This window comes from [Clostridium] clostridioforme AGR2157, assembly GCF_000424325.1.
GTDB lineage: Bacteria > Bacillota > Clostridia > Lachnospirales > Lachnospiraceae > Enterocloster > Enterocloster clostridioformis_A.
On the sequence record NZ_AUJR01000014.1, the window covers coordinates 87781 to 98225 of the forward strand.

Annotated in this window: 10 protein-coding genes and 1 pseudogene; 4 read left to right on the forward strand and 7 right to left on the reverse strand. The window is 50.8% G+C overall.

Features of this window, described 5'->3' with window-relative positions:
* Positions 1–235: 235 nt before the first annotated feature.
* Positions 236–1339 carry a DUF6076 domain-containing protein gene (locus G614_RS0108545; protein ID WP_027641630.1) on the forward strand — a complete coding sequence of 368 codons (1104 nt, stop codon included), beginning with the start codon at positions 236–238 and terminating at the stop codon, positions 1337–1339.
* Between the two features lie 16 nt (positions 1340–1355).
* The gene (locus G614_RS27100) at positions 1356–2372 is read left to right on the forward strand and encodes a sigma factor (RefSeq protein WP_330366788.1); all 1017 of its coding nucleotides are present in this window, start codon (positions 1356–1358) and stop codon (positions 2370–2372) included.
* A gap of 657 nt (positions 2373–3029) precedes the next feature.
* Here G614_RS27100 and G614_RS0108560 read toward each other — a convergent pair.
* The 4 genes from G614_RS0108560 to G614_RS29270 form a co-directional block, all read right to left on the reverse strand.
* The gene (locus G614_RS0108560; RefSeq protein WP_330366789.1) at positions 3030–3596 is read right to left on the reverse strand and encodes a DUF4368 domain-containing protein; all 567 of its coding nucleotides are present in this window, start codon (positions 3594–3596) and stop codon (positions 3030–3032) included.
* 132 nt (positions 3597–3728) lie between these two features.
* Entirely contained in the window at positions 3729–4697 is a 969-nt protein-coding gene (locus G614_RS0108565; protein WP_027641633.1) for an MBL fold metallo-hydrolase, read from the reverse strand.
* 71 nt (positions 4698–4768) lie between these two features.
* Positions 4769–6073, reverse strand: coding sequence for an SLC13 family permease (locus tag G614_RS0108570; RefSeq protein ID WP_044917502.1), 1305 nt, complete (start codon positions 6071–6073; stop codon positions 4769–4771).
* A gap of 179 nt (positions 6074–6252) precedes the next feature.
* Positions 6253–7173 carry a LysR family transcriptional regulator gene (locus G614_RS29270; RefSeq protein WP_027641635.1) on the reverse strand — a complete coding sequence of 307 codons (921 nt, stop codon included), beginning with the start codon at positions 7171–7173 and terminating at the stop codon, positions 6253–6255.
* A gap of 227 nt (positions 7174–7400) precedes the next feature.
* Between G614_RS29270 and G614_RS0108580 the strand changes: the two genes are divergently transcribed.
* A complete protein-coding gene (locus tag G614_RS0108580; RefSeq protein ID WP_027641636.1) occupies positions 7401–7946 on the forward strand; it encodes a flavodoxin family protein in 546 nt (181 codons plus the stop codon).
* 43 nt (positions 7947–7989) lie between these two features.
* On the opposite strand, the gene G614_RS0108585 is transcribed toward G614_RS0108580, so the two are convergent.
* The 3 genes and pseudogenes from G614_RS0108585 to G614_RS27110 form a co-directional block, all read right to left on the reverse strand.
* Positions 7990–8178, reverse strand: coding sequence for a hypothetical protein (locus tag G614_RS0108585; RefSeq protein WP_027641637.1), 189 nt, complete (start codon positions 8176–8178; stop codon positions 7990–7992).
* A gap of 15 nt (positions 8179–8193) precedes the next feature.
* Positions 8194–8898 carry a hypothetical protein gene (locus G614_RS0108590; RefSeq protein WP_022201947.1) on the reverse strand — a complete coding sequence of 235 codons (705 nt, stop codon included), beginning with the start codon at positions 8896–8898 and terminating at the stop codon, positions 8194–8196.
* A gap of 139 nt (positions 8899–9037) precedes the next feature.
* A pseudogene (locus tag G614_RS27110) lies at positions 9038–9943 on the reverse strand (hypothetical protein).
* A gap of 170 nt (positions 9944–10113) precedes the next feature.
* On the opposite strand from G614_RS27110, the gene G614_RS32610 reads away from it, so the two are divergent.
* The coding region (locus G614_RS32610) for a cupin domain-containing protein (protein ID WP_027641638.1) at positions 10114–10445 on the forward strand (332 nt) is incomplete at its 3' end.

Sequence of the window (10445 nt, forward strand, 5' to 3'; positions counted from 1 at the left end):
GTGCGTGGCCTTGTAAACACCGTCTTTTCCGGCTCTGCCGTTGCCGGGTCAGTCTTTTTGCCATTTTGATCTTCCTCCTGTCATTCATTTTTTGATTTTTCGGGAGTGACAAAGAACGGCGAAGCCGCAGAATCTGAGTGCTTTGCGCCAGATAATAACCCAGTATAAAGTGACGCAGGGCATCACTTTCTGCCTGCTCCGGTGTCCAGAGGGTGAAACCCTTGGCCCAGGGCGCTTGAATCTGATTGAACACACTCTCTTGACACTGGATTTCTGGCAGGATAATGTGACCTATGAGGGAAAGTCCATGCCGACGGGAACGCTGGCCTGTGCCGCGCTGAATCTCTCTGATGAGGTCATAGCAAAGCTGTCCCGGCTCTGTATGCCGCTCAACCTATATATGGGTGCGCTCCAGCTTGGACAGGCGAACACGGGGCAGATGGATTCGGCGAGGGACGCCGCATTTCAAATCGTGGAGCTTCTGGGCGATACGCCGCCGTTCTCCATTCTGGATTACGGATATGTCAAAAGCAAAGTGGATGCTGTTTTCACGGAGGACTATCTGCAAAATGCAACGGACTTTGCAAAGTCCGGGAACCTCGCCGGAGCGGTTTCGCCGGAATACCAAAAGGCCATGACGCTCCTGCGCGTGCTGCCGGTCATGGCGCACATGGGATACTCGTTGGGAGAGTTCAAAAGAGAATTGATCCCATTTGCGGAGAAGCTGCATGAGAGTGACAGAACGCCGGACGGCTATGCCGCCAGCTTTGGTCAGTTCTTTTCTGGCGCTCCTGATTTATCATCAGAAAACCCCGGCTGGATGTCTCTTGCGAACGCTTCAGTCCAGTACGCCGTTGCGACCATTCCCGGCAAAAAAATATCCCAGCTTGTGAAGCGGATGCACTATGTCTCTTTTGGTGGGATGTTCCGCTCCGATTTATTCGAGGGGCTGTGCGTTGGCCACGCGCCGCGCAAATGCCCTATCTGCGGGAACTGGTTTCTCACCACCGACGCGAGGCACACGAAATATTGCAACGGCCTTGCCCCTGGGGACAAATACGGGCGCACATGCCGGCAGATCGGCAACATCAGGGGCCGGTCACAGAGGGAGCTTGCCCCCGACCACCCGTGGAAAAGAATCTATGAGCGCCGCATGAACACCATCATTCAGAAGCTGCGCCGGGGGACGCTTGATGAAAAGACTGCCAGCCTGATGAAGCGGCTGGCAAAGGACAAGATGGAACGCGCCATCTCCGACCAAGCATACGCAAACGGCCCATATGAATCGGAAATGACGCAGGATGCGCTTCTTGCGGAAGCACAAAAATATTTGAAATGAGCGGAGGCGGTAAGGCATGGGCGGACACTTTTCAAAATATCCTTTTCAGATTAACGCCCGGGGCCTTACCATGTTTGAGGCCAGCCATGCTTACCAGCTTACGCCAGAGCCGCCGGGTATGGAGCGCGTCAATGACTATATTGTTGCGGCGATAGAGCAGGATGATCTCAGATATTTCTCATACTTCCTGCACCATACCGAGCCCCGCCTGAATGGGCGTGTCACAAATTTCCTGCTTCGGGAGGGGCTGGACAGGTACGACCCGGAGCGGTTTCTGGACTACAAGCAAACCATAGTCCTCGCCATGCTGGAGTGTTTGAAAACCTACGACCCGGACAAGGGGGCGGAGTTCCTTACTTACGCCCACCGCTTCATCGGAAACGCTCTGATCGACTTCCGCATGAAGGAAGAAAGCGGCTCCTTTTCCTCGCTGGACGAATACAAAAATGTGCGCGGCATCGCGTGGCTCTACAACCAATCGGGCGACAGGAAAAAGGCAGTTGCCCGGTATGCGGAGCAGGATGGCTGCTCTGAGGAAACGGCAGAGCAGTACCTGGCCGTGGCGCGGTTCAACCGCAGTCAGACCCCGTTTTATACCACCATGCAGGACGAGGACGCAGAGGAAACCGGCGAGGATGTGACACGGGACAATTCCTGGGATTATACCACCATCCTATGGAACGGCATACAGGCGAAAGCCGTGCAGACAGCATTTGGAAAACTGAGCTACCGGGAGCAGCGGCTGCTGGAAGAACGCAACGCCGTCTGCATGACCTGCGGACGGGTCAGTCCATTATCTCAGCGCAAAACCTTTGAGGAATTGGCGGTGATGTTTGAGGGCAGCTCTGCCAGCGGAGCGGAGAGGGCATACCGGCGGGCAGTGGAGAAGCTGACCGTCCTTTGTGGAGGGCGGTACGCTTCACGCGATCCGGCTCAAACAAAAATCCAAAACCAGCCGCAAAAAGAAAATCGCCGCCGCAGTCTACGAGTATCAGGCAGACTGCGACGGCGAGTGGGGCGAGATTCAATTTGACTTTGAGAACGGCACGGCGGAGATCGTCCGGCTGGCCGATTGGGACACGATGACAACAAACATTTTTGCCAATAGGGCAATCCGCTTCCTGCTGAACTGTGGGAGCGGAAAGCTGCCGAAAGAAACCCTGATTGCGTTTGAACGGTAGCGGGGACGACATGCCTTCGCTCCAGTCGGCGCTGAACATGTGCCGCTGGCAGTTTGGACATCACGGCGAAAAAATAAATTGAATGTTGATGTGTAACTTTTTGCGGACATTTGCTTGTTATACTACTCAAACTTCCCATAAGCTTTTGCTATACAGAGCTTTGTAATTACTGGCAATAAACCTTAAATTATGCGACTGTTGACATTTCACCATCATCATGTTCTGTGGATGATAGCAGACCTGCATCCGCCATCTGCTTTCCGCAGATCAACTGTATAAAATTGGGCTGTGACACATACCAGTCAAGGATCTCTCCCCTGACGGATTCATTCATTCGGATTGTGCCATTTGCCAGCCCGACTGCAATGATGGACACAAGCTTGTTTAAAGCGTCAGAAAGCTCTATGTCGCATACGTCATCGTAGCAGAAATAGAAAATTCCCCCCATTGACGGCCGGGGGGCATAAGACAGTATCATATCGGATTTTGGAAATGGCGTGGCTTTCGGGTCATGCCATTTCCTCTTTCATAAGCTCGTGGATGGGAATGAAGCCCACAAAATCATAAGAGATGTGGATGCTCTGCCGCCGCTTGCCGCTGCTCTTGTCCGGAGCCTCTATGTAGATCGCTTTTATCATCTCATGCAGGGCGTAGGGTGTCAGCTCTTCCAGGCCAGCATACTTTTTTGTCTGCTCAACAAAGCGGTCCACATCGTTCGCGTGCTGCTCCTGCTGGGCTATCTCCGTGGCAAGAGCGTCTACGTCCTTCATGAGCTGCGCCTGCTCGTCCTCATAGGACTTGCTCACCCGGATCGCTTCATCAGACGCCAGCTTCAAATGCTTCTCCATGACCGCTCGAAAATGCGTCTCGTGATTCGCCACATAGGAGATGACCATCTGCATGTGCTGTAAGACCATTTCCTCCAACACTACCGAACGGATGAAATGTGCGGTGCAGTTGCCGGTGTTGCTGCGGTAGTTGGCACACACAAAGTGATCTTGCCGCTTCTCAAAGTCCTTGGTAGTGCAGTAGCGCATCTTTGCTCCGCAATCGGCACAGAAAACCAAGGAGGGCAATGATAGTATATGGCACCCTCGAAAACCGGGGTTTATTGCGTGACCTGCTTCAAGAATTTTAAGTATCCGGAAAGTTTGCTCGTGGCAGCAAAGACAACCACTAGCTAATTTGTTGGCGTGGGCAGTTTATGATCACTTTTTAACCACGCAAATGTTCACCGAACCGTCGGCATCCTTTGTGTAGCCGTACCACACACCCGTCTCGGGAGTCAGGAAATCGGTGTCGGTGCCGGCCTCGTTGCAGTGGTCCGCAAACTGCCCGGCCATGCGATCCAGCTCGTCGTAAGAGAAGTGCTGCTGATGCTCGGGCATGGCAGTCTTGGCCTCGACCTCCGCGATAAACTTGCCCATAGGCGCACAGTCGGGGTTGCGCCGGTCGCCGCCGAAGCTGGCTCCCGCCACCTGATACATAAACAGATCCGGCTTGGCATTACGGTAGAAATACTTGCGGCTTTCAAAGCCAATTCCATCGGGCTGCATCTCGGAATTCCAGATCAGGATCGTAAACCCTTCGTCGGTCGTGATCTTCAGATTGATGAGTTCACGCTCATAGATCCTTTTCCATAGCTTGAAAAAGTCCACATTGCCGTCGGCGTCTTTGTAAAGGTTTCCGCCCTGGCCGCCCAGTGTGTGCTTGTTGCGCCCCAGATTGTGGTTGCTGCGGATGGTCTCCATCACCATGCCGGGGAACTCGAATTTGTCATGGGCACCGGCCTCAGAGAAATAATGCGTGCTGTAGTTGACATTCTGATCGACCAGTACGGAGGGGAGGGTATGCTCAGGGATGATAATATGAGCTTTCGGATAGCGCTCCAGCACGCTGCCCAACATGCCGGTATGGTCAAAGTGGCCATGGGTCAGCACGATGACGTCGGCTCCGTTCACCCATTTTCCGGCAGGTAGATCCGTGGGGGTATAAGTGAATTCATTGTGACCGTCTTCGGCATCGTCAAAATAGGGGTCCATCACAACGGTCTTCCCGTTGGGCAGAACAAATTCGTAAAAATTAACGCCGCTCCACCGCACCTTTAACAGAAGGGAGGGGTCGTTCCAATCTTTGACGGCCAGTTCTTTTCGATTGATTACAGCAGACTTCTTCATGTCAAATCACTCCTGTTTTTAGAATAGACCGGCTGATCCCGGATTGACCGGAGATCAGCCGTTTTGTTGATTTAGTACGTAGGGAAAATACTCATGATCACGACTACGGAGGCAACGCTCATGATCAGGGCGGGCAGCCAGCCCATTTTGAACAGATCCTTCTGATCGTAGCCGCCGACGCTCATAATCAGGGGTACGGTAGCGCTGGCATTAGGCGTGAGGTAACCGGCCTGGCAGGCTGAGGCAAGCAGCAGCAAGGGACCGATTGGGTTGCAGCCCAGGGACTTGCAGGTCAGGATCACGATGGGCGTGAAGATGTTCTTGACGCTTCGGTTCTGCATCACCTGAGTAAGCAGGAAGGGGATTACGAAGAACACGGCGCCGATAATATAGCCGTTGCGCGTTCCGCCCATAGCACTGGCAATGGAATCGCCAATCAGATCGCCCAGTCCGCACTCTACCATGGCACTGCCCACGGTCAGGGCAGCGATCAGCATCAGCAGCACGCGGAAGGGAATCGCCTTGGTCGCTTCCTTCGGCGAGATAACGCCGGTGACAGTCACTAGCGCAGCACCGGTCATGGCAACCTGCCACTCTTCCAGTCCGAGCTTGGAGGCAAACATCAGGCCGATGGTTGTCAGGATGAACAGAGAATAGCCCAGCACTTCACGCACAGGGTCAAGGGGTTCCTTCTTGGGGCCGCCCTTGGATTTCTCATCATCCGCGATCGGTACGCTCGGCTGCGCGGGCGCCAGCTTGGGTCCGATCAGGAGGGCATAGATGGCGACGATGAGCGCACCAATGAAGCGCCCCTTAAACGGATCGATCAGCTGCATCTGATATTCCATGTAACCGTAGCTTTCCAGATAGCCGTTCTGGGTGGCAAACTGAGTGACGGCGCCGCCGATGGGGAGCACGCCCATTGCGCTTATCGCTACCAGACCCAGGGAGAACATCACCTTGGAAGGACTGACATTCGCCTTATAGCAGCTTGCGGCGAGCAGAGGAGCCGTGATGGCAATCGCGGCCACCGCGCTGGGAAGCAGGCTGCCCAGCAAAAAGGAAACAGCAAGATAACCGGCCAGGACGATGGTAAAGTTTCCGCCGGAAATATTATGCAGCGCTTCGGATACCTTGTTGACCGCCTGGGTGCGGTTGAATCCTGCCGAGACGATAAACATACCGGCGATCAGCAGCACGTTGGAGTTGCTAAAGTTGGATAGAACTGCCTTTGCGGGGAGGAGTTTTAACCAGACGGTTAGCAGAGTGGCGCACAGCGCAATGACGCCGGTGCTGATGCGCAGCTTCGACGAGAAGACATAGCCGGCGATCAGCAGGATAAACAGGGCAAGACAGATGTACATTTGCGTTGTCATTTTTGAGATCTCCTTTCTCTATATCGTAATGAACTGTCCGTGATCCCCATGTTTTCCATGCCCATCAGTGGAAAACATTGGAAATCCATCTGACTATAGTCAGTATAGCAATGAAAAAAAGGAAAAACAAATCTCAAAAACCCGCGCTACTTATATATATTTTGTATAGGTTACCTGCCTTAGCCGCTGCGGACAGAAAAGCACCTGCACAGCGCACGGTATTTTTCCGATTCCTCAAAACCATTGCGGCAGACCAGATATCGGAAGTTGCCAACATCCTGCTCAGGATCAAGCCGGGCGAATCGGGTGCGCTCACCAATACGGATTCTGTTCATGTCAGAATTGGATGTTGACAACACATAAGTACCCGCTCCGAGGTCGGCCAGCCTCATGCGCTGATACATATCGGCTTCCTCAATCAACTGAACACGGACGTTGTACTTTGTCAGGAGTGATTCCAGAAAGCTTCTGCTGGCGGCGCCTTTAGGGGCAACGATCAGGCTCTCATTCTCCAAATCCTGGATACGCAGCACCGGCAGGTCCAATCCCTCTCTGGTTTGCAGCTTTCCGATCAGCGGAGAATCCTTGGCAAGATACAGATGCGTGTACATCGCTTTGCGTTCACCGTAATAGAGGTCGGCACACTTCCGATCCACGCTGATTAGTGCCGCATCGATATCCCCATGCAGGATGCCCATATGGAGATTGTGGGCCCTGTCCATCCGGATATTCAGCTGATAGTTGGGTTCATGTGTGTAAAAATACTGGTGCAGTTCTCTGAAAAGGGTAATCCCCTGCTGCTGCGTCATGCCGAAAACGATCATATTCTCCGTGCGCATCTTGTGAAGCTGGAGCTGCAGCGAAAGGTTCTCGTGGATCAATTGGATCTGTTTTGCGGCGTTATAGACGATTTGGCCCTCATGGCTGAGGATGGATTTCTTTCCCTGAGAGCGTTCAAACAGGGTAATCCCATATTCATCTTCCATGCGCTTGATACTGCGGCTCACTGCGGGCTGAGGAAGATAGAACTTTTCCGCTGCCTTGTTAATGCTGCCGGTTTCAACTACAGCAACGAACCTATTGACATCATCTATCGTCACGTGGCATTTCCTCCAATCTTTGATTTCATACAAGCGACAGCCTAAGAACGCCGGAAACAATTCAAGACTGCGTTTTCTCAAAAGCAGCCTCTCAAAATGTAACACATTATTACTTTTGGTAAGTATCTCATCTTAATGTGCGTACTTGTTTTCCGCACTATTTATGTTATAATAATAGCGCAAGGCGGGAGAAAGGTCAATCCCGCAAAACACAGGAGGTAACGCGCATGAGCAAGAAAATCGTTGTGATCACCGGCAGTCCCCGCAAAAACGGAAACAGTTTTGCGATGACGGACGCTTTCATTCAGGCGGCGCAGGCCAAGGGCCACACCGTTACGCGCTTTGACGCGGCATTCAAGAAGGTGGGCGGCTGCCACGCCTGCGAGACCTGCTATTCCACCGGCAAGGCCTGCACGTTTGACGATGATTTCAACACCGTCGCCCCGGCTATTCTGGAGGCGGACGTTCTGGTATTCACCATGCCGGTCTATTGGTATTCCATTCCGGCGCAGATCAAGGGCGTCATTGACCGCATATACTCTCTGGTGGTGGGCGGCAAGGACATCGCCGGCAAGGAGTGCGCGCTGATCTGCTGCTGTGAGGAAGACAATCTGTCCGTCATGGACGGCGTTCGCATTCCTATGGAGCGGATGTGTGCGTTGAACAAGTGGAAGATGGTGGGCGAAGTCCTCGTCCCCGGCGTGTTGAATGTGGGCGACATCGACAAAACCGACGGCTGCAAAAAAGCGGCGGCTTTGGCCGATGCGATCTGAGAGGTGCTTGTTCCATATCCGCTCTTCCCTATGTCTACCGGAATCACGGAAGTTTCTCAGAAAAGGCAAAACGCATATCGCCGTGCCATAATAAAAAGGCTCTCTCTGATTCTAGAAGATCAGAGAGAGCCTTTTCTGCACCCGGAACCGTCAGCCGGCATTTGATAAGTTCATCTTGTTCCTTATCACTATAAAGCCAATGGTTTTCGCGGTTTTTGTTATTTGTTATCATCTATATCCCATCATATTATTTAATGAGAACATTCATGAGACCATCAGTATCAGTATTAGATAAATTACCAGCGATCATAATTAGTTGTATATATGAACCATCCATACGAACATATGCTGTTAATGTTCCGGGCGCATTTAAAATTTCAGCAGATGAATATCCGTAACAGTTCCATGCACCAGATGAAAGTTGTTTATATGTCTTAGTCGCATATGCTCCTCCTTCATTAATCATTGCTGCGTCAAGAACAGAATCGATATATTTTTCACTGTAATTATTTGCGCGTGGATCAACGCCTATATCACTGCAATATACTGCTATTGCTCTTTGTTGGTCATATGAAGCAAACATACAAAAGATAGTATCCTTTTGTTCATAAAACCAAAATCCATTTGGTGTAGAAAGAGTTAGATTGCCTATTTTATAAGTGTCTGATATTGGGGGTTGATTCTGTGTTTGAACTATACCATCAATAACCCATGCTCCATTTTCATCCACCATATATCCATCAGGCGTTTGTGTGTTTTGCAAGCAATATCCATCAGGAGAGAAATAATAACACTTTCCATCAACCCAGTTCCATCCATTATTTAGGTAGGTTCCATCATCAGTTTGATACCACCATCCATAACTGTCTTGTTGCCATTGACCGGCAAAGGATGTGATGCAGGAAAACAAAGAAATTGTTATAGTTGCGAGAAATAAATGAAGTTTTTTCACGATAATATATCCCCCTTACATATTAATAATATATAGTGTAACACAAATAGCCATAAATAGGAAATGAATCTTAAAAATAAGACAGAAGAGTATTTAAACCCAACTGTCCTTATTCACATTAAATGTCTTATAAAATTTTTCAAGAACATATAAGATCTTTCGTCTTTTTACCACCCCGGATTTCATCCATCATTTGAAGTGCCTGCAAGGAGGATGCAAGCTGGAGGCGCCAGTCTCAATTTCCCTTTATAAAGGCCATGGAGCGGTCCAGTTCCCTGGCGCGGCAGGCCTCTTCGGAAAAAGAAACCATCGGTTTTTCCACACCGGAACGGTTGAAATAGGTCACTTCCCTTAAATTCCGTAAATCACGGATTAGCAGGCGTCCCCCTTCTCCCTCTATAAGGCTTGGAATATGGCTTCCTGATATCTTGGAATAGACGATCTCCACCTGGGCGCTGCCTAGAGTTCCCTTGACAGCTCCGGCTGCATCCATTCCATTTTCCGTGAATATCATCTGGATATCCAGCTGTTCCGGTATGCCGAAGAGATGCACAAGGGGATAGATGCAGTCGTAGCCCCGCTGAAACAATGCGCCTCCCTGAGGAATATGGGTGAAGGGACGTACAGGATCCGTACAGACTCCCTTGCAGCAGAAGGCATATTCGCATGAATAGAGACGGATCCGGTAAATGGGTCCCAGGCATGTCAGCGCTGTCTTTAATGATGCCATACATGGATTGAATGCAAGGTGGATATGATCCAACAGCACTGCGCCGTGTTCCGCGGCTGTCTGCGCCAGCGCATTGAGGCTGCCGGCATCGGCCGCCCCCATGGTTCCGAACAGGACGTGTTTTCCCACTGTCAGAAGCTCGCGGACCTGCCTAAAATCCAGACTGCTGTAATCCGGAAGATATATGACATCTGCTTCCTCTGCCGGTCCTTCCGTCAGGTACAGGTCCTTCCGCCCGGCTGCTGCTTCCGAAAAGGAGCGGCTTTTTTTATTGGCAGCCATCACAGCCATGGATAACATGGTCATTTCAGCCATGGTCATTCCTCCATTTCCTTGTCGAATTCCTTGTTTACCTTTGGTTGGCTTTATGGTATAACAAAAACAGATGGAATAATACGGATTTTATGGGATATTTTCTGAAAATTACAGTTTTTTTGCCATGACGGTCCGGTCATAAAGGAGAAGTTGAAGGAGAAGAACCGCGTATGAGCAACACCATGATTTTAAAGGATAAAAGCGTTCAGGTCAGCCGTATCAGAAGGTCCTCAAGCTTTGTGATGAAGCGGCCTCATTATCATTCTTACTATGAGATTTATTATCTGTTATCAGGAAAATGTAAAATGTTCATCAACCAGGACATCTACTATCTGGAACCGGGGGATATAACCATCATTCCGCCTCTTGAGGTCCACAGGCTTTCCAATGAGTTTATTGCGGAGAAACTGGACATCACAGTTCCTACGGTTCGCCTCTGCCTGCAAAAATTTATGGAATCCGGGGTAGCGGCAGCTCTGGAAGATTCTCACGGGCGGGGACG